This is a genomic window from Pseudomonas indica NBRC 103045, assembly GCF_002091635.1.
In the GTDB taxonomy this organism is placed as follows: domain Bacteria; phylum Pseudomonadota; class Gammaproteobacteria; order Pseudomonadales; family Pseudomonadaceae; genus Pseudomonas_M; species Pseudomonas_M indica.
Map to the genome: position 1 here is coordinate 38,957 of NZ_BDAC01000010.1, position 24,788 is coordinate 63,744.

Annotated in this window: 28 protein-coding genes; 7 read left to right on the plus strand and 21 right to left on the minus strand. The window is 66.5% G+C overall.

Annotation, left to right across the window (positions count from 1 at the left end; all coding sequences use genetic code 11):
- Positions 1-11 precede the first annotated feature (11 nt).
- From PIN01S_RS13305 to PIN01S_RS13325, 5 genes are all read left to right on the plus strand, one after another.
- A complete protein-coding gene (locus PIN01S_RS13305; RefSeq protein WP_084336159.1) occupies positions 12-890 on the plus strand; it encodes a glucurono-1,5-lactonase in 879 nt (292 codons plus the stop codon).
- A 57-nt stretch (positions 891-947) separates the two neighbouring features.
- Entirely contained in the window at positions 948-1,922 is a 975-nt protein-coding gene (locus PIN01S_RS13310) for a TRAP transporter substrate-binding protein (RefSeq protein WP_084336160.1), read from the plus strand.
- A gap of 63 nt (positions 1,923-1,985) precedes the next feature.
- Positions 1,986-2,513: a TRAP transporter small permease gene (locus PIN01S_RS13315; protein WP_084336161.1), complete on the plus strand. Its 528-nt coding sequence runs from the start codon at positions 1,986-1,988 to the stop codon at positions 2,511-2,513.
- Positions 2,514-2,516: 3 nt separating this feature from the next.
- Entirely contained in the window at positions 2,517-3,797 is a 1,281-nt protein-coding gene (locus PIN01S_RS13320) for a TRAP transporter large permease (protein ID WP_084336162.1), read from the plus strand.
- A gap of 82 nt (positions 3,798-3,879) precedes the next feature.
- Positions 3,880-4,782: an EamA family transporter gene (locus PIN01S_RS13325; RefSeq protein WP_084336163.1), complete on the plus strand. Its 903-nt coding sequence runs from the start codon at positions 3,880-3,882 to the stop codon at positions 4,780-4,782.
- Positions 4,783-5,027: 245 nt separating this feature from the next.
- Here the strand turns inward: PIN01S_RS13325 and PIN01S_RS13330 are convergent, their stop codons facing one another.
- From PIN01S_RS13330 to ccmA, 10 genes are all read right to left on the minus strand, one after another.
- Positions 5,028-5,477: a hypothetical protein gene (locus PIN01S_RS13330; protein WP_084336164.1), complete on the minus strand. Its 450-nt coding sequence runs from the start codon at positions 5,475-5,477 to the stop codon at positions 5,028-5,030.
- A gap of 44 nt (positions 5,478-5,521) precedes the next feature.
- The gene (gene ccmI, locus PIN01S_RS13335) at positions 5,522-6,736 is read right to left on the minus strand and encodes a c-type cytochrome biogenesis protein CcmI (protein WP_084336165.1); all 1,215 of its coding nucleotides are present in this window, start codon (positions 6,734-6,736) and stop codon (positions 5,522-5,524) included.
- Complete coding sequence (locus PIN01S_RS13340) at positions 6,733-7,224, minus strand: cytochrome c-type biogenesis protein (RefSeq protein ID WP_084336166.1); 492 nt, start codon at positions 7,222-7,224, stop codon at positions 6,733-6,735. The genes ccmI and PIN01S_RS13340 overlap by 4 nt, the downstream gene beginning before the upstream one ends.
- Entirely contained in the window at positions 7,221-7,757 is a 537-nt protein-coding gene (locus tag PIN01S_RS13345) for a DsbE family thiol:disulfide interchange protein (RefSeq protein ID WP_084336167.1), read from the minus strand. Before PIN01S_RS13345 ends, PIN01S_RS13340 begins: the two co-directional genes overlap by 4 nt.
- 2 nt (positions 7,758-7,759) lie before the next feature.
- Entirely contained in the window at positions 7,760-9,733 is a 1,974-nt protein-coding gene (locus PIN01S_RS13350; RefSeq protein WP_084336168.1) for a heme lyase CcmF/NrfE family subunit, read from the minus strand.
- Positions 9,730-10,200, minus strand: a complete 471-nt coding sequence (gene ccmE / locus PIN01S_RS13355) for a cytochrome c maturation protein CcmE (protein ID WP_084336169.1) — start codon at positions 10,198-10,200, stop codon at positions 9,730-9,732. The genes PIN01S_RS13350 and ccmE overlap by 4 nt, the downstream gene beginning before the upstream one ends.
- The gene (gene ccmD / locus PIN01S_RS13360) at positions 10,197-10,373 is read right to left on the minus strand and encodes a heme exporter protein CcmD (RefSeq protein ID WP_084336170.1); all 177 of its coding nucleotides are present in this window, start codon (positions 10,371-10,373) and stop codon (positions 10,197-10,199) included. The genes ccmE and ccmD overlap by 4 nt, the downstream gene beginning before the upstream one ends.
- On the minus strand, positions 10,370-11,125 hold the full coding sequence (locus PIN01S_RS13365; protein WP_084336171.1) for a heme ABC transporter permease: 756 nt from the start codon (positions 11,123-11,125) through the stop codon (positions 10,370-10,372). The genes ccmD and PIN01S_RS13365 overlap by 4 nt, the downstream gene beginning before the upstream one ends.
- 115 nt (positions 11,126-11,240) lie before the next feature.
- The gene (ccmB, locus tag PIN01S_RS13370) at positions 11,241-11,912 is read right to left on the minus strand and encodes a heme exporter protein CcmB (protein WP_084336172.1); all 672 of its coding nucleotides are present in this window, start codon (positions 11,910-11,912) and stop codon (positions 11,241-11,243) included.
- Positions 11,909-12,559: a cytochrome c biogenesis heme-transporting ATPase CcmA gene (gene ccmA / locus PIN01S_RS13375; protein WP_090257220.1), complete on the minus strand. Its 651-nt coding sequence runs from the start codon at positions 12,557-12,559 to the stop codon at positions 11,909-11,911. Before ccmA ends, ccmB begins: the two co-directional genes overlap by 4 nt.
- Positions 12,560-12,696: 137 nt before the next feature.
- Here ccmA and fliK point away from each other — a divergent pair, with 137 nt between their 5' ends.
- Both fliK and PIN01S_RS13385 read left to right on the plus strand, forming a co-directional pair.
- On the plus strand, positions 12,697-14,241 hold the full coding sequence (gene fliK, locus PIN01S_RS13380; protein ID WP_084336173.1) for a flagellar hook-length control protein FliK: 1,545 nt from the start codon (positions 12,697-12,699) through the stop codon (positions 14,239-14,241).
- Positions 14,238-14,570 (plus strand): EscU/YscU/HrcU family type III secretion system export apparatus switch protein, encoded by a 333-nt coding sequence (locus PIN01S_RS13385; RefSeq protein WP_084336174.1) that lies wholly within the window; start codon positions 14,238-14,240, stop codon positions 14,568-14,570. The genes fliK and PIN01S_RS13385 overlap by 4 nt, the downstream gene beginning before the upstream one ends.
- A 573-nt stretch (positions 14,571-15,143) precedes the next feature.
- Here PIN01S_RS13385 and PIN01S_RS13390 read toward each other — a convergent pair.
- From PIN01S_RS13390 to PIN01S_RS13440, 11 genes are all read right to left on the minus strand, one after another.
- On the minus strand, positions 15,144-15,575 hold the full coding sequence (locus PIN01S_RS13390) for a rhodanese-like domain-containing protein (protein WP_084336175.1): 432 nt from the start codon (positions 15,573-15,575) through the stop codon (positions 15,144-15,146).
- A gap of 136 nt (positions 15,576-15,711) precedes the next feature.
- A complete protein-coding gene (locus PIN01S_RS13395) occupies positions 15,712-16,125 on the minus strand; it encodes a DUF2802 domain-containing protein (RefSeq protein ID WP_084336176.1) in 414 nt (137 codons plus the stop codon).
- Between the two features lies 1 nt (position 16,126).
- Entirely contained in the window at positions 16,127-16,606 is a 480-nt protein-coding gene (locus tag PIN01S_RS13400) for a chemotaxis protein CheW (RefSeq protein WP_084336177.1), read from the minus strand.
- Between the two features lie 76 nt (positions 16,607-16,682).
- Positions 16,683-17,528 (minus strand): CheW domain-containing protein, encoded by an 846-nt coding sequence (locus tag PIN01S_RS13405; protein WP_084336178.1) that lies wholly within the window; start codon positions 17,526-17,528, stop codon positions 16,683-16,685.
- An 87-nt stretch (positions 17,529-17,615) separates the two neighbouring features.
- Positions 17,616-18,404, minus strand: coding sequence for a ParA family protein (locus PIN01S_RS13410; protein ID WP_084336179.1), 789 nt, complete (start codon positions 18,402-18,404; stop codon positions 17,616-17,618).
- A gap of 50 nt (positions 18,405-18,454) precedes the next feature.
- Positions 18,455-19,342, minus strand: coding sequence for a flagellar motor protein MotD (motD, locus tag PIN01S_RS13415; protein ID WP_084336180.1), 888 nt, complete (start codon positions 19,340-19,342; stop codon positions 18,455-18,457).
- A 27-nt stretch (positions 19,343-19,369) separates the two neighbouring features.
- On the minus strand, positions 19,370-20,110 hold the full coding sequence (locus PIN01S_RS13420; protein WP_084336181.1) for a flagellar motor protein: 741 nt from the start codon (positions 20,108-20,110) through the stop codon (positions 19,370-19,372).
- Between the two features lie 16 nt (positions 20,111-20,126).
- Complete coding sequence (locus PIN01S_RS13425) at positions 20,127-21,221, minus strand: protein-glutamate methylesterase/protein-glutamine glutaminase (protein ID WP_084336182.1); 1,095 nt, start codon at positions 21,219-21,221, stop codon at positions 20,127-20,129.
- A 45-nt stretch (positions 21,222-21,266) separates the two neighbouring features.
- The gene (locus PIN01S_RS13430) at positions 21,267-23,504 is read right to left on the minus strand and encodes a chemotaxis protein CheA (protein WP_084336183.1); all 2,238 of its coding nucleotides are present in this window, start codon (positions 23,502-23,504) and stop codon (positions 21,267-21,269) included.
- Between the two features lie 63 nt (positions 23,505-23,567).
- A complete protein-coding gene (locus PIN01S_RS13435) occupies positions 23,568-24,356 on the minus strand; it encodes a protein phosphatase CheZ (protein WP_084336184.1) in 789 nt (262 codons plus the stop codon).
- A 20-nt stretch (positions 24,357-24,376) separates the two neighbouring features.
- Positions 24,377-24,751: a chemotaxis response regulator CheY gene (locus PIN01S_RS13440; protein ID WP_170837201.1), complete on the minus strand. Its 375-nt coding sequence runs from the start codon at positions 24,749-24,751 to the stop codon at positions 24,377-24,379.
- Between the last annotated feature and the right edge of the window lie 37 nt (positions 24,752-24,788).

Here is a 24,788-nt window from a genome sequence, read left to right on the forward strand (position 1 = left end):
GAAACGGCGCCATGCACGCTGAACTCGTCCTCGACGCCCGCAACGGCACCGGCGAAAGCCCGGTCTGGAGCGTCGCCGAGCAGGCCCTCTACTGGGTCGATATCCCCGCCGGCCGTCTCTACCGCTGGGGCGCACGCGACGAACTGGCGCAGAGCTGGCAGGCGCCGGAGATGCTCGCCTGCATCGCCCGCAGCCGCAGCGGCTGGCTCGCCGGTATGGAGAGCGGCCTGTTCCACCTGCAACCGCAGGCGGACGGCAGCCTCGCACCGCAATTGCTGGCCGCCGTGGAGCATGCCGTCCCGTCAATGCGTTTCAACGATGGCCGCTGCGACCGGCAAGGACGCTTCTGGGCCGGCACCATGCACACCGACATGGGCGCCGGGCATCGCGTCGGCAGGCTCTACCGCTATGCCGAGGACCGCCTGGAATTGCAACTGGAGGGTTTCATCGTGCCCAACGGCCTGGCCTTCAGCCCGGACGGCCGGACGATGTACCTGTCCGACTCGCACCCGAGCGTGCAGCACATCTGGGCCTTCGATTACGACACCGACAGCGGCACCGCGCACAACCGCCGCCTGTTCGTCGACATGAACCAGCACCCCGGCCGCCCCGACGGCGCCGCCGTGGATGAAAGCGGCTGCTACTGGATCTGCGGCAACGATGCCGGCCTGATCCATCGTTTCACCCCAACTGGACGGCTCGACCGCTCCCTCGCCGTCCCGGTGAAGAAACCGGCCATGTGCGCCTTCGGCGGCCCTGGCCTGGACACCCTGTTCGTCACCTCGATCCGCCCACAGGGCACCGACCTCTCCGACCAGCCCCTGGCTGGCGGGGTGTTCGCCCTGAGGCCCGGAGTGAAAGGCCTGGAGGAGCCCGCCTTCGGCGCCTGAACGCCAACGACCTGCAACACCGGTATTCCAACAACAACAAGAGACTGGAGATATCCCATGAACTGCAAACGCACCCTGCTCGCCGCCGCCCTCCCCCTGGTCTTCTGCCTGCCCGGCCTGGCCCAAGCCGCCATGACCCTGAAGATGGCCGAGATCCACCCGGCCGGTTATCCCACGGTGGTCGCCCAGGAGCACATGGCGAAGAAGATCGAGGAAGCCACCAACGGCGAACTCAAGTTCCAGATGTTCGCCGGCGGCGTGCTCGGCTCCGAGAAGGAGGTGGTCGAGCAGGTGCAGATCGGCGCCGTGCAGATGACCCGCGTCAGCCTCGGCACCATCGGCCCGGTGGTACCGGACGTCAACGCCTTCAACATGCCGTTCATCTTTCGCGACAACCAGCACATGCGCAAAGTGATCGACGGCGAGATCGGCCAGGAAATCCTCGACAAGATCACCAACTCCGAATTCAACATGGTCGCCCTGGCCTGGATGGACGGCGGTGTGCGCAACCTCTACACCAAGAAGCCGGTGCGCAAGATCGAAGACCTCAAGGGCATGAAGATTCGCGTGATGGGCAACCCGCTGTTCGTCGACACTCTCAACGCCATGGGCGCCAACGGCGTGCCGATGAACACCGGGGAGATCTTCAGCGCGCTGCAGACTGGCGTGATCGACGGTGCCGAGAACAACCCGCCGACCATGCTCGAACACAACCACTACCAGAACGCCAAGTATTACTCCCTGACCGGTCACCTGATCCTCCCGGAGCCGCTGGTGATCTCCAAGACCACCTGGGAAAAGCTCACCCCCGAGCAGCAGGAGCTGGTGAAGAAGTACGCCAAGGAAGCCCAGATGGAGGAGCGCAAGCTGTGGGACGAGAAGTCCGCCAGCAGCGAAGCGAAGCTCAAGGCGGCCGGTGTCGAGTTCATCGAGGTCGACAAGAAGCCGTTCTACGACGCCACCGCCCCGGTTCGCGAGAAGTACGGCGCACCGTTCGCCGAGCTGATCAAGCGCATCGAAGCGGTCCAGTGACCGTCTCCTCCTGAAGAACACCGCGCCGCCGGCCACCCCGGCGTCGCGGTTCGGTGAACGTCCATGAAAAACACCCTGCTGCGCTTCAACGACGCCCTCTACACGACCTGCATCTGGGTCGCCGGGCTGGCGGTACTGGCCATGTCGCTGATCATCCCCTGGGGCATCTTCACCCGCTACATGCTCGGTTCCGGCGCCAGTTGGCCCGAGCCGGTGGCGATCCTGCTGATGGTGCTGTTCACCTTCGTCGGCGCCGCCGCCAGCTATCGCGCCGGTGCGCACATGGCGGTCGCCGTGCTGAGCGACCGTCTGCCACCCGCCCTGCAGCGCTACAACGAGCTGCTGGTGCAATTGCTGATGGCCGCCATCGCCCTGTTCATGACCATCTGGGGCGTGAAGCTGTGCATCGCCACCTGGAACCAGTTCGTCAGTGCCCTGCCCAGCCTGCGGGTCGGCATCACCTATGCGCCCATCCCCGTCGGCGGTTTCCTTACCCTGATCTTCATCCTCGAAAGACTTTTCCTCGGCGACCAGAGCCATCGGCGCGCGGTCAATTACGAGCAGGTCGACGACAGCCAAGAGGCCCTGTAGTCCATGGATGCCTTCATTCTCCTGGGCAGCTTCATCCTCCTGATCCTCCTGCGCATGCCCGTCGCCTATGCCCTGGGCCTGTCGGCGCTGATCGGCGCCTGGTGGATCGACATTCCCCTGCACGCGGTGATGATCCAGGTCGCCGGCGGGGTCAACAAATTCTCCCTGCTGGCCATCCCGTTCTTCGTCCTGGCCGGCGCCATCATGGCCGAAGGTGGCATGTCGCGCCGGCTGGTGGCCTTCGCCGGGGTCTTGGTGGGCTTCGTGCGCGGCGGCCTGTCGCTGGTCAACATCATGGCCTCGACCTTCTTCGGCGCGATCTCCGGTTCCTCCCTGGCGGATACCGCCTCGGTCGGCTCGGTACTGATCCCGGAAATGGAAAAGAAGGGCTATCCGCGCGAGTTCTCTACCGCAGTCACGGTCAGCGGCTCGGTGCAGGCGCTGCTCACCCCGCCCAGCCACAACTCGGTGCTCTATTCCCTGGCGGCCGGCGGCACCGTGTCCATCGCCTCGCTGTTCATCGCCGGCATCGGCCCGGGCCTGCTGCTCAGCGCGGTGATGATGGGCATGTGCCTGTTCTTCGCGAAAAAGCGCAGCTACCCCAAGGGCGAAGTCATCCCGCTGCGCCAGGCGCTGAAGATTTGCGTCGAAGCGCTCTGGGGCCTGATGACCATGGTGATCATCCTCGGCGGCATCCTGTCCGGCGTGTTCACCGCCACCGAATCCGCCTCCGTCGCGGTGGTCTGGGCCTTCTTCGTCACCATGTTCATCTACCGCGACTACAAGTGGCGCGAGCTGCCCAAGCTGATGCACCGCACCGTGCGTACCCTGTCGATCGTGATGATCCTCATCGCCTTCGCCGGCAGCTTCGGCTACATCATGACGCTGATGCAGATCCCGTCGAAGATCACCACGCTGTTCCTGACCCTGTCGGACAACCGCTACGTGATCCTCATGTGCATCAACTTCATGCTGCTGGCCCTGGGCACCTTGATGGACATGGCACCGCTGATCCTGATCCTCACGCCGATCCTGCTGCCGGTGATCACCGGCCTGGGCATCGACCCGGTGCACTTCGGCATGATCATGCTGGTCAACCTGGGCATCGGCCTGATCACCCCGCCGGTGGGCGCGGTGCTGTTCGTCGGCGCGGCGATCGGCAAGGTCAGCATCGAGACCACGGTGAAAGCCCTGCTGCCGTTCTACGTGGCGCTGTTCCTGGTGCTGATGGCGGTCACCTACATCCCGGCGATCTCCCTCTGGCTGCCCAGCGTCCTGTTGTAACCTGCCGTACCGGCGCATGAGCGCCTTTTTTCGAAGCCGATGCCCGCCTCGCGCGGTCATCGGCTTCTAAGCGAAGGACACGATGTCGCCGTTCCCCCGTCCCCTTGCCGTTCTGATCCTCGCCAGCCTGGCCTGCGCCTTCGCCGGCAACCACGTCGCAGCCCGCGTCGCCTTCGACGACGGCACTGGTGTGCTGTTGGCCATCCTCTGCCGCTCCGGGGCCACCACCCTGGCCCTGTTCGCCATCGTCCTCTGGCAGCGCCAGGGCTTTCGCCTGCCCGCCGGCAGCGGACGCTGGCAACTACTGCTCGGCCTGCTGATCGCCGTGCAGAGCCTGTGCCTGTACTCGGCGGTGGCGCGCATCCCAGTGGCGCTGGCGCTGCTGGTGGCCAACGTCTTCCCGATCCTGCTGGCGCTGCTCACCTGGCTGCTCGGCGGCCCGGCGCCGACACGACGCACCGCCAGCCTGATGGGGCTGATCTTGGTCGGCCTGTTCCTCGCCTTGGACGTCCCCTCCCGCCTGGCCTCCAGCGAGGCGGCCGGACCGCACTGGTGGCTCGGCGTGGGCCTGGCCTTCTGCGCCGCCAGCGTCTTCGCCGCGGCGCTGTGGATCACCGACCACAAGCTGGCTGCGGTGCGCGGCTCGCTGCGCAGCCTGCTGAGCATGTTGGTGGTGTTCAGCGTCACTTCATTGGCCGGCGCCAGCGGCGCGCTACCGGGCGGCCTGCAAGCACCCGCGCACACCTCCGGCTGGCTGGCCCTGGCCACCCTGGCGCTGCTGTACGGCGTGGGATTCTCCGTGCTGTTCGTCAGCGTGCCGCGGCTGAACATGCCGAAGAACGCCCCGGTGATGAACATCGAACCGGTCGCCACCCTGCTGCTCGGCTGGCTGGTACTGGGACAGATGCTCAGCCCCATCCAACTGGTGGGCGGCGCCGTGGTGGTTCTCGGTATCGTTTTGCTCACCTACAGGCGGGAGGGGTGAGAGGACCGCAGCCCGGATAAGCCGTGTAGGGGCGAATTTATTCGCCTAAGGCCGGTAGGCCTGCTTTTCGTAGGAGCCGGCTCCGCTGGCGAAGCTTCTGCGCGGGCGATTCGCGAGCAGAGCTCGCTCCTACGAAAGCTGACCCCAGGCCTACCTGGAACCGCCATCCCCGGATTGCGCCAGGGCTTATCCGGGCCACGGCGCGTAGGGGCGAACTCATTCGCGAACAGCCCCGCGAGGCGACTTCAACGATTGCGCAGGCCCGGCGGGACGTTGGGGATGTCGATCGGTTCCCAGGGGCCATCGGGGCGGCCGGAGCAGACCCAGTTGCCCCGTTCCTTGCGATAAAACAGACGCTCGCGGTAGTAAAGATCGCGCCCCTCCACCACGTAGACCCCCAGGCGGTTGTCCCAATGAGAAGCGACGTGCGGCGGCGGCGCGTAGCGTGGGTGGGTCTTGCTGATCTGCGGCTTCGGCGCACTCGACGGCGGCGGCGCCTGGACCGGTGGCGGACGTACGATGGGGGCCTGCTGCACAGGAGGTTGCTGTACCGGCGGCTGGGGTTGCGGCGGCTGGCGGGGGCCGACATGGACGGCACAGGCGCTGCTCAACAGGATCGGCCCGAGCACGCCGAGCAACCGCACGCGGCGCCCCAGAGGGCGCGTAGCGGAGGGTGACGGGTTGGATACGCTCATCTTCGCCTCGGTTTTTCGGCTGGATGCCCTTGTAATCTAGCCGATCAACGCTGATCCGGCCGGTCGATGACCACCGCCTGCGGCCCGGCCTCCGTCGTCTTCACCGCCTCGCTGCGACCGATCCACTCGCCCGCCGTGGCGTTGCCGGCCCGGGAAACCCGCGCCACCAGTTGCACCTCGGGAAAGTTGGAAAGCTTGAGCTGCGGCATCATGGCGTCTGCATCGCCCAGGGCGACCTCGGCGGGCAGCTCGGCCACGGTCAGGCGCTTGACCGCCAGGGGCATCGGCGGACCGGACACGGCGCGAGCGAAGACGAACACGCTGTCGTCCGGCTGCACCTTGGCCTTGAGCGCCGGGTCCAGATCGACTTTCACCTTGAGTTCGACACCCGCCACGGCAGACGGCGCGGGAGCTTCCGCCTCGGCGTCGCCGTCCGCCTCGCCCATCTGCTGGCGGGCACGGGCGATGCCGCTCTGGATCGCGGCGCGCGACGGGTCTTCCGGCGGCAGCGAGGCAACCAGACGCTCCCAGTAGCCGATGGCCTCCTTGAAGCGGCCACCCTCGAAGGCGGCGATGCCCAGCAGGCCGAGGCTGGTCAGCTCTTCCGGATCGCCTTTCAGCGCTTCGTCGGTGAGCGCCTGCATCTGCTCGGTCCACTGCTTGTCGCCGGCAAAGTACAGGGCCTGGGCCCACTGGCCGAGCAGTTCGGGCTGGCGCCCGGCGAGGTTCACAGCGCGCTCGAAGGCCTGGGCGGCCTCGGCGGGACGGTTCTGCGCCATGTAGGTCCGGCCGAGGAAGAACCAGCCCTCGGCGGAATCCGGCTGGGCCTTCACCGCCTGCTCCAGGCGCGCGGTCATTTCCTCGATGGTCTTCGGCTGCTGGGCGAATTCGCGGGCCAGCTCCAGCTTGTCGCTGGCACCCCAGTGCAGGTACAGCCCATAGCCCAGCAGCGGCACCAGCAGCGCGGCGACCAGCGGCACGGCCTTGCCCAGACGGGCACGGCCGGCGGGTTCGGCGCCTTCGGTGTCGGCCAGCAGCTCGCGGGCGGCTTCGGCGCGGCCGGCTTCCTTCTGCTCGGCACTCAGGGTACCGGAAGCGAACTGGACCTCCAGTTCGTCCAGGCGTTCCTGATACAGCGCAACGTTGAGGGCGGTGCGATCTTCCTCGGCCTGGGCACGCCGGCCGCGAACCACCGGCAGCAGGAGAAAGCCCAGGGCGACCAGCAGCAGCAGGCCGGCGGCAAGCCAGAAATCAGTCATTGGTCTTTCTTGTCCTGCGATTCACGTTCCAGGAGCGCGGCAAGGCGCGCGTTTTCTTCGGCGGAGAGCAACGCCTCGCGCGGCGCGTTCTCCACCTTGCGCCGACGCGCCACGATCACCCCGAGGATGCCCAGCCCGCCGACCAGCAGCAGCGCCGGACCGAACCAGAGGAAGAAGGTGCGAGCGTTCACCGGCGGTTTGTAGCGCACGAAGTCGCCGTAGCGGTCCACCAGGTAGTCGACGATCTCGTCGTCGCTCTTGCCCTCTTCCAGCATGCGATGAATCTCGCGGCGCAGGTCGGTGGCGATGGGCGCGTTGGAGTCGGCGATGTTCTGGTTCTGGCACTTCGGGCAACGCAGCTCTTCGGTCAGGACACGGAAGCGCTCGCGCTCGGCCTCGCTGCCGAACTCGTAGGTGTCGATGGCCGCATGAGCGGCACCGCTCAGGGCCAGGCCCAGGCACAGGGCAGCGAGCAGACGCCGGGTCATTGGGCCGCCTCGTCCACCAGTTCCTGATAGAGCGGCGCCAGCTGCTCGCGCCAGGCGCGCTCGTCGATCACACCGACGAATTTATGGCGGATGATGCCGTCCTTGTCGATCAGGAAGGTTTCCGGCGCGCCGTAGACACCCAGGTCGAGGCCCAGGGTGCCCTTGGCATCGTCGATGTTCAGTTGGTAGGGGTTGTGGAACTCGGCCAGCCACTTCTGCGCATCGGCATTGACGTCCTTGTAGTTGACGCCATGGATGACCACGCCCCGCTTCGCCAGCTCGTTCAGCACCGGATGCTCGACGCGGCAGGACACGCACCAGGTCGCCCAGACGTTGACCAGCGCCGGCTTGCCCTTGAGGCTGGCCTCGGTCAGGGTGGCATCGCCGGCCACGGTGGGCAGCGAGAAAACCGGGAACGGCTTGCCGATCAGCGCCGAAGGCAACTCCGACGGATCGAGGAACAGGCCCCGGTAGAGAAACACCGCGACGATCAGGAAGATCGCCAGCGGCAGCAGGAGGATCGCTCGTTTCACACTCAGGCTCCTTGTCCGGCCAGGCCCAGGGCTTCGCGCACGCGGGTCTTCACCTTGACCCGGTAGCGACGGTCGGCGGCGGCGAGGATGCCGCCCAGGGCCATCAACAGTCCGCCCAGCCAGATCCAGCGGACGAAGGGTTTGACGTGTACGCGTACCGCCCAGGCGCCGTTGTCCAGCGGCTCGCCGAGGGCGACGTAGAGGTCGCGGGTGAAGCCGGCGTCGATCCCGGCCTCGGTCATCACCGAATTCTGCACGCGGTAGAGACGCTTCTCAGGGTGCAGCGTGGCGATTTCCTCGCCGTCATCCAGCACGCGGATGGTGCCGCGGTCGGAGGTGAAGTTCGGCCCTTCGGCATGCCGGGCGCCTTCGAAGACGAAACGGTAGCCGGCCAGCTCGACCGAATCCCCTGGCGCCATGCGCAGGTCGCGCTCGGCGCTGCCCTGGCTGGACAGCACGATACCCAGCGCGCAAACGGCGATGCCGGCGTGGGCCAGTTGCATGCCCCAGTAGCTGCGCGACAGGCTGCGCATGCCGTTCAGCAGGCCCTTGTGGCGGGTCTTGTCGAGCAGGTCGCGGACGCCAGCGAGCACCACCCAGGCCGCCAGCAGCCAGGCGGCCAGCACGGCCCAGTGGAAATCGCCGGACAACAGGCTGCCGACCACACCGACCGCGACGCTGAGCAACAGCACCGGGGCGAGCATACGCAGCAGCCATTGCAGCGGGGTGTCCTTCCAGCGCACCAGCACGCCGACCGCCAGGGCCAGCATGAGCAGGCTCATCAGCGGCAGGAACAGCGCGTTGAAGTACGGCGGGCCGACCGACAGCTTGGCGCCGGTGGTGGCGTCCAGCACCAGCGGGTAGAGGGTGCCGAGCAGGATCATCGAGGCCACCACCACCAGCACCAGGTTGTTGGCCAGCAGCAGGGTCTCGCGCGACCAGAGGGCAAAGCCGACCTGGCTCTTCACCACCGGCGCACGGATGGCGAACAGGGTCAGCGAGCCACCGACCACCACCAGCAGGAAGGCGAGGATGAACACGCCGCGCTCCGGGTCGGAGGCGAAGGCGTGCACCGAGGTGAGCACGCCGGAACGGACCAGGAAGGTGCCCAGCAGGCTGAGGGAGAACGCGGCGATGGCCAGCAGTACGGTCCAGCTCTTGAACACGCCGCGCTTTTCGGTGACCGCCAGGGAGTGGATCAGCGCAGTGCCCACCAGCCAGGGCATGAAGGAAGCGTTTTCCACCGGGTCCCAGAACCACCAGCCGCCCCAGCCTAGCTCGTAGTAGGCCCACCAGGAGCCGAGCACGATACCGATGCCGAGGAACGCCCAGGCGACGATGGTCCAGGGCCGCGACCAACGTGCCCAGGCGGCGTCGAGGCGGCCGCCGAGCAGCGCGGCGATGGCGAAGGCGAAGGCGACCGAGAAGCCCACGTAGCCCATGTAGAGCATCGGTGGGTGGACGATCAGGCCGAAGTCCTGCAACAGCGGATTGAGGTCGCGGCCATCCGCCGGCGATTGCGGCAACAGGCGGTCGAAGGGGTTGGAGGTGATGATCAGGAACAGCAGGAAGCCGACGCTGATCATGCCCATGATTGCCAGCACGCGTGCCAGCATCACCTCCGGCAACTGCCGGGAGAACACCGACACGGCGAAGGTCCAGCCGCCCAGGATCAGCGCCCAGAGCAGCAGCGAGCCTTCATGGGCGCCCCACACGGCACTGAACTTGTAGTACCAGGGCAACGCGCTGTTGGAGTTGCTGGCGACGTAGGCGACCGAGAAGTCGTCGGTCAGGAAGGCATAGGTCAGGCAGAGAAAGGCGAACAGCAGGAAGGAGAACTGTCCCCAGGCCGCCGGCTGGGCCAGGCTCATCCACTGGCGGTCGCCGCGCCAGGCACCGATCAGCGGCAGGGTCGCCTGTACCAGGGCGAGGCACAGGGCGAGGATCATCGCCAGGTGGCCCAGTTCGGGAATCATTGCGCGTACCCCTGCTGCTTGCCGCCTTCGTAATGTTTCATCATGCCGCTCTTCTCCAGGGCCTGGGTGACCTCGGGCGGCATGTAGTTCTCGTCGTGCTTGGCTAGCACTTCGTCGGCCACCAGCAGGCCGTCCTGGTTGATCCGGCCGAGGGCGACGATTCCCTGCCCCTCGCGGAACAGGTCGGGGAGGATGCCCTGGTAGCGGATGGTCACGTCGGCGGCGCCGTCGGTGACCACGAAATCCACCTCCAGCGAATCCGACGAACGCTTCACCGAGCCTTCCTTCACCAGGCCGCCGGCGCGGATGCGGGTGTCCTTCGGCGCCTCGCCGCCGGCGATCTGGCTCGGCGTGTAGAACAGGTTGATGTTCTGCTGCAGCGCGCTCAACGCCAGGGCCACGGCGATGCCGACACCGGCCAGGATGGCCAGCACGATGAACAGACGCTTCTTACGCTGCGGATTCACTTCGATTCCTCCCGGCGCAAACGGCGCGCCTCGTCTTGCAGATAACGTCGGCGGGCCATGACAGGCAACGCGACGTTGATGACCAGCACCGCCAGGCTGATGCCGTAGGCGGACCAGACGTAGGGGCCATGAGTGCCCATGGCGATGAAATCGGCGAACGAGTCGAAACTCATGACAGCGTCTCCACCTGGGCGCGCACCTCGGCTTTCACCCAACTGCTGCGGGCCTCACGCTTGAGCACTTCCAGACGCATGCGCATCAGCAGCACAGCGGCGAAGAAGCAGTAGAAGCCGAGCACCATGATCAACAGCGGCACCCACATTTCCGCCGGCATCGCCGGCTTTTCGGTGATCTTGAAGGTGGCCGGCTGGTGCAGGGAATTCCACCAGTCCACCGAGTACTTGATGATCGGGATGTTCACCACGCCGACGATCGACAGCACCGCACAGGCCTTTGCCGCACTGTCACGATTGCTGATCGCCTGGCCGAGCGCAATCACACCGAAGTACAGGAACAGGAGGATGAGCATCGACGTCAGTCGGGCATCCCAGACCCACCAGGTGCCCCAGGTCGGCTTGCCCCAGATGGCGCCGGTGAGCAGCGCGATGAAGGTCATCCAGGCACCGATTGGCGCGGCCTGCTGCAGGGCAACGTCGGCCAGTTTCATCTTCCAGACCAACCCGACCAGCCCGGCCACCGCCAGCATGACGTAGCAGGACTGGGCGAGGAACGCCGCCGGGACGTGGATATAGATGATGCGGAAGCTGTTGCCCTGCTGGTAGTCCGGCGGCGCGAAGGCCAGGCCCCAGACCAGCCCGACACCGATCAGCAGCACCGCCGCAACGGCGAACCAAGGCAGCCAGCGGCCGCTGATCTCGTAGAACCATTTGGGCGAACCCAGCTTATGAAACCACGTCCAGTTCATCGACTAACTCTTCGTTGGCTGAGGCACGGTGAGACCTCCGCACAGTCTTGTAGGTGTTCGCGCCGCCCGCGAGCCCGGATGGCGAAACCTGCCGGCGCCCTCGGATCGCTCCCGCTCACTCGCCCACGCTGATGGTCAGCCCGGCGGCGATCGCGAACGGGGTCAGGGTGACCGCCAGGGCGGTCAGGCTGGCCAGCCACAACAGGTGGCCGGCCGCCGGCAATCCTTGCAGGGCCGCCTGCAGCGCCCCGCTGCCGAGGATCAGCACCGGGATGTACAGCGGCAGAATCAGCAGCGCCAACAGCAGGCCGCCGCGCTTGAGACCGACGGTCAGCGCCGCGCCGACCGCGCCGAGCAGGCTCAGCACCGGCGTGCCGAGCAGCAGCGAAAGCAGCAGCACCGGCAGGCAGCGGGCCGGCAGCCCGAGCATCAGTGCCAGCAACGGGGCCAGCAGGACCAGCGCCAGCCCGGAAAACAGCCAGTGTGCCAAAACCTTGGCCAGCACCAGAAGCGGCAGGGGGTGCGGCGAAACGACCCACTGCTCGAGGGAGCCATCCTCGAAATCGCTGCGGAACAGACCGTCCAGCGAGAGCAGCACGGCGAGCAGCGCGGCGACCCAGACCAGCCCCGGCGAGAGGGTCTGCAACAGTTGCGTCTCGGGCCCCACCGCCAGGGGGAACAATGCGATCACGATAGCGAAAAACACCAGGGGATTGGCCAGCTCCGCCGGACGGCGACAGAGCAGCCGAGCCTCGCGGGCGAGCAAGAGTGTGAAGACATTGCTCATGCGCGGTGCTGTCCCAGGTCAAGGTCGCGATAGCCGGCGGGCTTTTCCGTCAGCGTGTGGTGGGTGGTCAGCACCACCAGCCCGCCCTGCTCGCAGTGCCGGGCCAGGTGGCTTTCCAGTTGCGCCACGCCCTGCTTGTCGAGGGCGGTGAAGGGTTCGTCGAGAATCCACAGCGGCGGCGGATCGAGATACAGCCGGGCCAAGGCGACACGGCGCTGCTGACCGGCGGACAGGGTATGGCAGGGCACGTCCTCGAAACCGCGCAGGCCAACGGCCTCCAGCGCCTGCCAGATCGCCTCGCGACCGGCCGGTTGGTGCAGCGCGCAGAGCCAGGTGAGGTTTTCCTCGGCGGTGAGCAGGCCCTTGATGCCTGCGGCATGGCCGATCCACAGCAGGTTGCGCGCCAGCTCGCCGCGTTGGGCGCCGAGAGGGCGGCCGTTCAGGCGCACTTCGCCGGCGGTCGGCTGCATCAAGCCGGAGAGCAGGCGCAGCAGGCTGGTCTTGCCGCTGCCGTTGGGGCCGGAGACCTGCAGCATCTCGCCCGCGGAGAGGCGAAACTCCAGTCGCTCGAAGAGCATGCGCCAGTCCCGCTCGCAGGCGAGCGCCACGGCTTCGAGAAGAGGGCTGGTCACGGCATGGTTACCCATCGGGCGTTCAAGAAGGCGGAGGGCCGGCCGCTATACTGACGCAAGCGCAATGCACGGCCGGCCCGGACGGGGCGGCATTATACATGGCATGCTTCACGCCCGAAGCGGCCATTTTCGACAGGTTGTAAACGGCTCAGATGAACGAGATCAGCGGCGCCCGCCCCCTCCCCTCCGCCACGCCCAGCGTGCGGTCGGCCGCCAGCGCCGCCGACATGGCGGTGAAGCTGCTGCAGCCACTGGAAGGGTTGCTGGCCGCCGGGGAAACCGCCAAGGCCGAAGTGGTGGCGCTGAAGGAGTCGGCGCAGAGCTTCCAGCTACTGCTCCGCCTGACCCTCGACAACGGCCGCCAGACCACCCTGGAGGCCAGCAGCACCCGCCCGCTGGCCCAGGGCACCGCCCTGGCCGTCACCGCCCTTTCCGACACCCGTCTGCTGCTCGCCCTGCAAGGCGGCGGCGACAAACCGCTCACCCAACTGGACCTGGAGCAACTGCCGGTCGGCACCCTGCTGCAAGGCAAGGTGGTAGCCAGCCAGCAGGTCGCCCAGGCCAAGGCCGAGCAGGCGGTCTACCGGGTGGTGGTCAACCTGCTCAACACTTCCCTGGCCGGCAGCAAGCTGTCGCTGGAGACACCGCTCGCGCTGCCGGTCGGCAGCCTGCTCACCGCCCAGGTGCAAGGCAGCCAGGCGCTGAATTTCCTGCCGCTGAGCGGACGCCTGGACCAACTGGAACTGGGCCAGCAACTGGCCGCCCAGCAGAACCGCCAGGGTTCGCTGGAGGGGCTGTTCAAGGCGATGCAGGGGATGAATGGCAAGGCCGGGCTGCCCGAGGGCTTGCAGGCCGGCATCGACAAGCTGCTCGCCGCCTTCCCCGACGCGCGTCAACTCACCGACACCAAGGGGCTGGCCCAGGCCATGGAGAACAGCGGTCTGTTCCTCGAGGCCAAGCTGCTGCACGGCCAGGCCGGCGCCCTACCCCAGGACCTCAAGGCCAACTTGCTGCGTCTGGTGGCGCAGATGCTGCCGAACCTGCCCAGCAGTTCGCCGCTCGCCGCGAGCAATGTCAGCGGCGCCCTGGCCCAGGCCCTGCCAGCGTTCGTCCGCAATGCCCTGGGCGCCCTCGGCCAGACCAACGCCCGCCAGCAAGCGCTGAGCTTCCCGCTGCCGTCCAAGCTGCTGCAATCCATGGAGGGCGAGGCGGACCTGGAAACCCTGCTGCGCCTGGCCGCTGCGGCGATTTCACGGTTGCAGACCCACCAGCTTTCCAGCCTGGCGCAGACCCAGACCACCCCGGACGGTACCCTGCTGACCACCTGGCAACTGGAATTGCCGATGCGCAACCAGCAGGAGCTGGTGCCGCTGCAGGTCAAGCTGCAACGCGAGGATTCGCCCAAAGCAGAGAAGAAGGAACAAAAAGAAACCCTGTGGAAGGTGGAGCTGGCCTTCGACCTGGCCCCGCTCGGCCCGCTACAGGTGCAGGCGCAACTGCTGCGCGGCAGCCTGTCCAGCCAGCTCTGGGCGGAACACGCCGGCACCGCGCAACTGATTGGCCGGGAGCTGGAGCACCTGCGCGAACGGCTGGTAGCGGCCGGGCTGACGGTCGGCGAGCTGGCCTGCCGCCAGGGCGTCCCTCCGCAGGGACCGCGTACCCAACTGGAACAGCGCTGGGTGGACGAAACCGCATGAAACGCCAAGCCCCACGCCAGGCCATCGCCCTCAACTACGACGGCCAGAACGCCCCGACGCTCAGCGCCAAGGGCGACGACGAACTGGCCGAAGCCATCCTTGCCATCGCCCGTGAGCATGAGGTGCCGATCTACGAGAACGCCGATCTGGTGCGCCTGCTGGCTCGCCTGGAGCTGGGCGAGGCCATTCCCGAAGCACTCTACCGCTGCATCGCCGAGATCATCGCCTTCGCCTGGTACCTCAAGGGCAAGGCGCCGGCGGGGTTTGGCGAGGATCGGGATATCACCCCGTCCACGCTTTTGTTGGAAGGTCCGGATACGGCGAAATAGATGATGGACCAGAGCGGGCGAATAAATTCGCCCCTACGGGAGATCGGCGCAGATATGTGGGCGAATATAGGCTCTGTTTGCGTCAGCACGACCTTCCCCCTGTACGTGGCAACCCCTCTCCCCCGGCCCCTCTCCCGTAAACGGGAGAGGGGAGATTCGTGCCGCACGGCGTAGCGATGTGATCCTGATGCTTTGGCATTGTCAGAAGGGCAGAAGAGGTTCGGCCAACTCCGACGCCCCGTCAGAAGGCCGAGTGGAATCGTCGTGGAAGGGGTTGAGCGGCATGGATGCCGCGAGAGCCGTGATGGGCCAGGGATGGCCCTTCACGGCGTGCCCCTGGAGCGGCGATGGAACGAGGGAAGTCTCGCGCAGCGAGATCCGGATGCCGGGGCAAGCCCTCTTGGTTACTTCTGGGGCGACTGCCAGAAGTAACTCGCCGGGAGGCGAAACAAGAAGTCTCTACTGAATCCAATAATCGGTTGGGCTCAGAACCATCCAGCAACACCGCCCTAGACAGACAAACGCCGGCACAGACATGTAGGAGCGAATTCATTCGCCCGACGGAGCCCCGCCCTACGGTCTGAACGCCACCACTTCCCCGGCCAACCCCTTGCCCTGCGGCAGGTCATAGAGCTGCCAGGCGAAGTAGCCCTCGCGGAAGTAAAACACCTGCTCATAGCCCCACTCCACCGCCAGGGCGGCGGCCAGGGCGCCACGGGGGCAGACTTCGCTGTCGCAGTAGATCACCAGCGGTATCCCGCGTGGCCAGTGCGGCATCGCCAGGCCGGAAAAGCGTTCGGCCAGATCCAGGTGCACCGCGCCATGCACATGGCCCCAGCTCCATTCCCGCGACGGGCGCACGTCGATGAAGACCGCACCCAGGTCATAAAGCCGCTTGGCCTGCTCCACGTTCACCGTGACCGCGCCTTTCACTTCCAGCGGCGCCTCTTGCGCCTGGCCGTAGAGCGGCAAGGCGACCAGCAACACCAGCAGTGTCCTCAGCATGACAGCCCTCCTCCCGGACGGAGGGCCCGGAAATCAGCGTGAAACCAGCGGGCGGGCACGCGGACGCGCCGGAATCCCGCAGTAAAGACTTGGAGGGGGTATGCGGCCGGGGGTTCCGGCGCGGGGACAAACGGGCTCAGCTTTTGCGGCGTTGCGCCTGGTGCAGCTTGCTGACCAGCTCGGCTTCCGCCTGGGTCAGCCCGCAGGATTGGGTCAGGTCTTCGACGCTGGCGCCCATCCCCACCAGGCGCGCGGCCTGGGTGAAGGACAGGCTGGAGGGATCGCGCTGTTCCATCTGGTTCAGCTTGTCCGGCAGCGGCGCGACGATGCGGCGCAGCTCCTGCAGCTCTTCGCCCATGCGCACGCTACCGGTGAGGTAGGCATCCAGGCGCTTGCTCAGCTCCTTGATGCGCTGGTCGCGCAGGGCATCGCGGGCGTCACGCTCCACCTGCCAGCGCGCGTGCTCGCGCTGGTTGGTCAGCAGCCACAGGCAGGTGCCGGTCAGCAGCAGGCAGAGGGTGATCAGGGCCCCCAGCGCGATCTCGATCAACTCAGATACTCTCCAGTTCGGACCATTCCTCTTCGCTCATCATCTTGTCCAGCTCAACCAGGATCAGCAACTCGCCGTTCTTGTTGCAGACGCCCTGGATGAACTTGGCCGATTCCTCGTTGCCGACGTTCGGCGCGGTCTCGATCTCCGACTGACGCAGGTAGACCACCTCGGCGACGCTGTCGACGAGGATGCCTACCACCTGCTTGTCGGCCTCGATGATGACGATGCGGGTGTTGTCGGTGACCGGCGCCGGCGCCAGGCCGAAGCGCTGGCGGGTATCGATCACGGTGACCACGTTACCGCGCAGGTTGATGATCCCCAGCACGTAGCTCGGCGCACCCGGCACCGGCGCGATTTCGGTGTAGCGCAGCACTTCCTGGACCTGCATCACGTTGATGCCATAGGTTTCGTTGTCCAGGCGGAAGGTCACCCATTGCAGAATCGGATCTTCGGAACCTTGTGCGGACGTTTTCTTCATATCGCCAACCTCGTTTGAGCCGCTCGCCGCGGCATGTCCGGTGTTCGGGCACCGCGCATGCGGCGCCCCTGGAAAGTCAATGCGGCTTGCCGCCGTTCATGCGCTTGACCGCACCGCTGGCGATCAGCTCCGCCAGCGCGGAGACATCGAGCAGCGCGCACATGTGTTCGATCACCGTGCCGGCGAGCCAGGGCCGCTGGCTGCGCTGGGTGCGCCACTTGATCTCGCTCGGGTCGAGGCGGATCGAACGGCTCACCTGGTGCACGGCCAATCCCCACTCGTAGCCCTGCACGGAAATCACATATTGCAGTCCTTCGCGGAAATCGTCGCGGTAGCGGTCGGGCATCACCCAGCGGGCGGTATCCAGCACCTTCAGGTTGCCCGCCTGGCACGGCAGTATGCCGAGGAACCAGTCCGGCTGTCCGAACAGCGGCGTCAGCTCCTGGCCCGCCAGCGGATAAATCGACCCCAGGCAGACCAGCGGCACCGCCAGGGTCAGCCCGGCGACATCGAACAGCAGGCACTCGAACGGCTCGTCGGCCCAGGCCGGACGCTCATCGAGGCGCAACGGTGCCGGTTCGCTCTTCGGCGGCACGTGGACATCGGCCAGCGGCTCGACCACGGCCGGCGTGGGTGCCGGCGCCTCCACAACGGGCTCCGGCATGCGCACGGTGGGCAGCACCGCCGGACGCACTTCGGCCAGCACCGGACGGGCCACCGGCTCGGCCTGGACGATGGGCGCGACAGGCGCGGCGGCAGGCACCAGCCGGGCGTCACGCACCTGCTCTTCGAGCACGGCCGCCTCGAACTCGTCGAGGCCGACGCTTTCCGCCAGTTCGACGGAAGCCTCCTGCAGCAAGGCATCCAGATAGGACTGCAAGGCCTGCTGGGGACGGGTAACGGTAGCGACAGAACGGCTCATGGGGCGAATCCGCGAATATGACCTGAACAGCCTATCGGCCGGACAGGGCTCAGACTTGAGTGACACTTGTCAGCATAGGCCAGCATCTCAGGCCACCTGTGCCGACGTCTGCTGACCGAGCAGGTGCTTGAGCAAGGCGCGGTAGGCAAGCACGCCCCGGCTCTTGTCGTCGTGCTGCGACGGCGTGACCCCGGCCCGGCTGGCATCGCGCAGGCGCGTATCGATCGGAATGTACGCCGGCCAGAGGTGCTCGGGGTAAGTGTCGCGCAGCACCCGCAAGGTCCCCAGGGACGCCTGGGTGCGGCGGTCGAACAGGGTCGGCACGATGGTGTAGGGCAGCGCCTGCTTGCGCGAGCGGTTGATCATCGCCAGGGTGCTGACCATCCGCTCCAGGCCCTTCACCGCGAGGAACTCGGTCTGCACCGGGATCACCAGTTGCTGGCTGGCGGCCAGGGCGTTGACCATCAGCACGCCGAGCAGCGGCGGGCTGTCGATGATGGCGTGGTCGAAATCCTGCCAGAGCTGCGCCAGGCTCTTCGAGATCACCAAGCCCAGGCCCGCCTGGCCGGGCGACTGGCGCTCCAGGGTCGCCAGCGCGGTGCTCGACGGCAGCAGGGCGATGCGCTCGTGGCTGGTGGGCAGCAGCAGTTCCCGCGGCAGGCCCTGAGGCACGTTGCCCAGGTGCTGGAACAGGTCGAAGACACTGTGTTCCAGGGTGTCGGGATCATGCCCGAAATAGCTGGTCATGGACCCGTGCGGATCGAGGTCGACGACCACCACGCGCTTGCCGGCGTCGGCCAGCAGGCCCGCCAGTGCGATGGAAGTGGTGGTTTTGCCGACGCCACCTTTTTGATTGGCTACTGCCCAGACTCTCATGCTTCTCGTCCTTCCGGCCGACATTGTCGCCGAAACTGTGCGCCCGCCCCTCAGGGGGCCGACGACGGGGAATTGACGGCACCGCCTCTGGGTACCTGCGCTGCTGGCGCCGGTGCAGATTGCGTGCCAGCCCGCCGCAGCGCATCGTCCGGCCGGGCGTTGGCGCTGCCCACGCCGCTCACGCTGCGGCGCACATCCAGGTTGCGCGAAATCACCAGGACCACGCGCCGGTTGCGCGCCCTCCCCTCCGGCGTGGCGTTGTCCGCCACCGGCTGGAATTCGCCATAGCCGACGGCCGCCATTCGCCCGGGATTGACCCCTTCGTTCGCCATCATCCGCACGATACTCGCCGCCCGCGCCGCCGACAGCTCCCAGTTGGTCGGATATTCGCGCGTGCGGATCGGCTGGTTATCCGTGAAGCCTTCCACGTGCACCGGGTTCTGGTAGGGCGCCAGAATCTTGGCGACCTTCTCGATGATGGCGAAGGCCGCATCGTGCGGGATCGCATCGCCGCTGGGGAACAGCAGCGCCGAGTTCATCTCGATCTCGACCCACAGCTCGTTGCCGCGCACCGTCAACTGGTCCGACTGGATCAGGTCGCCGAATGCCTCGCGCATGCTCTGGGCGATGTCCTGCAACGGATCGGCGCCGGGGTCGTCGATGGCGATGTCGCTATGGTCGTTCTCTTCCACCTCGGAGCGCGCCGGCTCGGTGGTACGCGGCCGCTCTTCGCCCACCGGTATCGGCTTGATCGAGCGGTCCGGCTGGTTGAACACGCCGACCAGGGTCTCCGAAAGAATCTTGTACTTGCCCTCGTTGATCGAGGAAATCGAATACATCACCACGAAGAAGGCGAACAGCAGGGTGATGAAGTCGGCATAGGAGACCAGCCAGCGTTCGTGGTTCTCGTGTTCCTCGTGGTTGCGCCGGCGCGGCATGCTTCACTCCCAGGCTCGCGGTGAGCCTCAGTCCATGAAGCCCTGCAGCTTCAGTTCGATGGAGCGAGGGTTCTCGCCTTCGGCGATCGACAGGATGCCTTCCAGGAGCATTTCGCGGTAGCGCGACTGGCGCTGGGCCACGGCCTTGAGCTTGTTGCCGGCCGGCAGCAGCAGCAGGTTGGCGAAGCCCACGCCGTAGATGGTGGCGACGAAGGCCACGGCGATGCCGTTGCCGAGCTGGCTGGGGTCGGCCAGGTTGCCCATCACGTGGATCAGGCCCATGACCGCGCCGATGATGCCGATGGTCGGGGCGTAGCCGCCCATGCTCTCGAACACTTTGGCGGCCTGGATGTCACGGCCTTCCTGGGTGTAGAGATCGACTTCGAGGATGCTGCGGATGGCTTCGGGCTCAGCGCCGTCCACCAGCAGTTGCAGGCCCTTGCGCGCGTAGGGGTCGGGTTCAGCGTCGGCGATCGGCTCCAGGCCGAGCAGCCCTTCCTTGCGCGCCGTCATGCTCCAGCCGACCACCCGGTCGATGCCGCCGGCCAGGTCGATCCGCGGCGGGAAGACGATCCAGCGCAGCACCGTCAGCGCCCGCTTGAACACGCTCACGGGCGTCTGCAGGAATGCCGCGCCCAGGGTACCGCCCACCACGATCAGCGCCGCCGGCCCGTTGAGCAGGGCCGCGGCGTGCCCGCCTTCCAGATAGTTGCCGCCGATGATGGCGACGAAGGCGAGGACGACCCCGATGAGGCTGAGGATATCCATCAGCGGCTATCCCTCATCACAGGCAGGCCTCGGTCAGGTGCCGGCCGATGTCGTCCAGGCCGTAGATGGCGTCGGCCAGGTTGGCCTTGGCCACGGCCATGGGCATGCCGTAGATCACGCAGCTCGCCTCGTCCTGGGCCCATACCTGGCTGCCGCTCTGCTTGAGCATGCGCGCGCCTTCGCGGCCGTCGGCGCCCATGCCGGTGAGCACCACGGCGAGCACCTTGTCGTTGAACGACTTGGCCGCCGAACCGAAGGTGATGTCGACGCAGGGCTTGTAGTTGAGGCGCTCGTCGCCGGGGAGGATTTTCACCACGCCGCGCGGGTCGACCATCATCTGCTTGCCACCGGGCGCCAGCAGGGCCAGGCCGGGACGCAGCATGTCGCCGTCCTCGGCTTCCTTGACACTGATCCGGCAGAGCTTGTCCAGGCGCTCGGCGAAAGCCTTGGTGAAGGCCGCCGGCATGTGCTGGATCAGCACGATGGGCGCCGGGAAGTTGCCCGGAAGCTGGGTCAGCACGCGCTGCAGGGCAACCGGCCCGCCGGTGGAGGTGCCGATGGCCACCAGCTTGTAGGCCTTACGCTTTGGGGCGGGCGAGCCTCCCGTCGGTGCTGCCGGGACCGGCGCGGCGGGTGCCGGGCGCGCCGAAGCGCTGCTGGTCGGGCTGGCGGCCGGGGCAGCCGGGCTCGGGCTGAAGCTGCTGTAGCGGCGGTTGCTGCGCGCGATGGTGTGGACCTTCTCGCAGAGCAGTTGCTTGACCTTCTCCGGGTTGCGCGAGATGTCCTCGAAGTTCTTCGGCAGGTAGTCCACCGCGCCGGCGTCCAGGGCGTCCAGGGTGACACGGGCGCCTTCGTGGGTCAGCGAGGAGAACATCAGGACCGGCGTCGGGCAGCGCTGCATGATGTGCCGCACCGCGGTGATGCCGTCCATCATCGGCATCTCGTAGTCCATGGTGATGACGTCCGGCTTCAGCGCCAGAGCCTGGTCGATCGCCTCGCGGCCGTTGGTGGCCGTGCCGACCACCTGGATATTCGGGTCGGCGGAAAGGATTTCCGAGACGCGGCGACGGAAGAAGCCGGAATCGTCCACCACCAGAACCTTGACTGGCATAAACACTCCTCACAGGCGCTGGACAGGACCAGACCGCCAGGTCAATCAGATGCGGCGAGCGTAGCGCTTGAGCATGCTCGGCACGTCGAGAATCAGGGCAATGCGGCCGTCGCCGGTAATGGTGGCGCCGGACATGCCAGGGGTGCCCTGGAGCATCTTGCCCAGCGGCTTGATTACCACCTCTTCCTGGCCGACCAGTTGATCGACGACAAAGCCGATGCGCTGGGTCCCCACCGAGAGGATCACCACGTGCCCTTCGCGCTGTTCCTCATGGGCGGCGTCGCGCACCAGCCAGCGCTTGAGGTAGAACAGCGGCAGCGCCTTGTCGCGCACGATCACCACTTCCTGGCCGTCCACCACGTTGGTGCGCGACAGGTCGAGGTGAAAGATTTCGTTGACGTTGACCAGCGGGAAGGCGAACGCCTGGTTGCCCAGCATCACCATCAGGGTCGGCATGATCGCCAGGGTCAGCGGCACCTTGATGACGATCCGCGAGCCCTGCCCCTTCTGCGAGAACACGTTCACCGTGCCGTTGAGCTGGGAAATCTTGGTCTTCACCACGTCCATGCCGACACCGCGGCCGGAAACGTCGGAAATCTCGGTCTTGGTCGAGAAACCGGGGGCGAAGATCAGGTTGTAGCACTCCAGCTCGGTCAGGCGATCGGCCGCGTCCTTGTCCAGCAGGCCTTTTTCCACGGCCTTGGCGCGCAGGATATTGGCGTCCATCCCTTTGCCGTCGTCGCTGATCATCAGCAGGATGTGATCACCCTCCTGCTCGGCGGAGAGCACCACCCGGCCGGTACGCGGCTTGCCGGCGGCCTCGCGCTCTTCCGGCGACTCGATGCCATGGTCGACGGCGTTACGCACCAGGTGCACCAGCGGGTCGGCCAGAGCCTCGACGAGGTTCTTGTCGAGGTCGGTCTCTTCGCCCACCAACTCCAGGTTGATTTCTTTCTTCAGGTTGCGCGCCAGGTCGCGGACCAGGCGCGGGAAGCGGCCGAATACCTTCTTGATCGGTTGCATGCGGGTTTTCATCACCGCGGTCTGCAGGTCGGCAGTGACCACGTCGAGGTTGGACACGGCCTTGGCCATGGCCTCGTCGCCGCTGTTCAGGCCCAGGCGCACCAGGCGGTTACGCACCAGCACCAGCTCGCCGACCATGTTCATGATCTCGTCCAGGCGCGCGGTATCGACCCGCACCGTGGTTTCCGCTTCGCTGGCCGCGGCCTTCTCGCCAGCGGCAGGCGCCGGCGCGGCGGCCGCCGGTTTGGCCGCCTCGGCGGGCTTGGCGGCAGGCTTGGCCGGTGCGGGCTTGCTGGCTGCCGTCGGTTTCGGCGCAGCGGCCGGCTGGGCAGCGGGCTTGGGCGCGGCGGCCGGTTTCTCCGGCTCGGCCTCGACAGCCGGCGGGACGAACTTGCCCTTGCCGTGCAACTGGTCGAGCAGCGCTTCGAATTCGTCGTCGGTGATCTCGTCGCCGCCTGCGGCCGGTGCGGCGCTGGAGGCCGATGCGGCAGCCGGCTTTTCCGGCTCGGCGTCGACGGCCGGCGGAACGAACTTGCCTTTGCCGTGAAGCTGGTCGAGCAGGGCTTCGAACTCGTCGTCGGTGATCTCGTCACCACCCGCCGCCGGTGCGGCAGGCGCCGGGGCTTCCGCCTTGGGCGGTTCGGCGGTGAACTGGCCCTTGCCATGCAACTGGTCGAGCAGCGCCTCGAATTCGTCGTCGGTGATTTCGTCGCTCGCCGCAGCAGCGGGCGCGGCTTCGGCCTGCGGCTCACCCAAGGCGTCGAGCAACTGTTCGAACTCGCTGTCGGTGATGTCGGCGGAGGGTGCCTCGGGCTCCGGTTCGGGCTCTGCTGCCGCGACGGGCGCTTCGGCGGCCGGTTCGTCGTCGCCAGCCGGCTCGGCCAGGCGGGCCAGGGCCGCCAGCAGCTCGGGCGAGGCAGGAGTCGGCTCGGTGCGGTCGCGCACCTGGCTGAACATCTCGTTGACCGCATCCAGCGCCTGCAGGACGACGTCCATCAGCTCCGCATCGACGCGGCGCTCACCCTTGCGCAGGATGTCGAATACGTTCTCGGCAATGTGGCAGCACTCCACCAGCTCGTTCAGCTGGAGGAAGCCCGCGCCGCCCTTGACCGTATGGAAGCCACGGAAAATGGCATTGAGCAGCGCCATGTCGTCGGGGCGGCTTTCCAGCTCAACCAACTGCTCGGACAATTGCTCGAGAATCTCGCCGGCCTCTACCAGGAAGTCCTGGAGGATTTCTTCATCGGCGTCGAAGCTCATGTTGTGTTCCCCTAGGGCGTGTTCACAGTGGATGACGACCCGCGTGGGCGCTGCGATGCGCCCTTAGAATCCCAAGCTGGATAGCAGATCGTCGACATCGTCCTGACCGGATACGACGTCATCACGCTTATCGGCATGAATCTGCGGACCTTCACCCCTGGAAGGTTCTTTTTGTTTTTCCTGCTCGGCGCGCAGCGCTTCGTGATCGTGCTGGATGCCGGCGAAACGGTCGACCTGGCTGGCCATCAGCACCAGTTTGACGAGGTTGCTTTCCACCTCGGTGACCAGTTGGGTGACGCGCTTGATGACCTGGCCGGTGAGGTCCTGGTAGTCCTGCGCCAGCAGGATGTCGTTGAGATGGCTGGACAGCTTGTCGCTGTCGCGCTCGCTACGGGCGAGGAACAGTTCGATGCGCTTGGCCAGCTCGCGGAAGCCCTCGGCGCCGATTTCCCGACGCATGAAGCGCCCCCAATCGGCACTGAGGCTCCTGGCTTCGTCGTTGAGGTCGTTGACCAGCGGCGCGCACTCTTCGACCAGGTCCATGGTGCGGTTGGCCGCGCGCTCGGTCATCTGCACCACGTAGGAGAGGCGCTCGGTGGCATCGGCGATCTGCGAGACTTCCTTGGCGTGCGGTACGCGCGGGTCGATCTGGAAATTGACGATGGCGTTGTGCAGCTCGCGGGTGAGCTTGCCGACTTCCTGGTAGAGCCCGTGGTCGCGCACCTGGCTCAGTTCCTGGATCAGTTGCACGGCCTTGCCGAACTGCCCCTGCTCCAGGCTGTCGACCAGCTCGCGGGCATGGGTTTTCAGGGTCGACTCGAAGTCACCCGGTGTGGAGTCTTTGTGATCCATAGGGCCCTCGCGGCTGACGATCAGCCGTTAACACGCTCGAAGATCTTCTCGATCTTCTCTTTCAGCACCTGGGCCGTGAACGGCTTGACCACATACCCGTTTACGCCGGCTTGCGCGGCTTCGATGATCTGGTCGCGCTTGGCTTCGGCGGTGACCATCAGCACCGGCAGGTGCTTCAGGCGCTCGTCGGCGCGCACTGCGCGCAGCAGGTCGATGCCGGTCATGCCGGGCATGTTCCAGTCGGTGACCAGGAAGTCGAAGTTGCCGCTCTGCAGCATCGGCAGTGCGGTGGTGCCGTCGTCCGCCTCGGCGGTGTTGGTGAACCCCAGATCGCGCAGGAGGTTCTTGATGATCCGTCTCATCGTCGAGAAGTCATCCACGATGAGGATTTTCATGTTCTTGTCCAAGTCGACCTCCACAGTCCTGAACGGG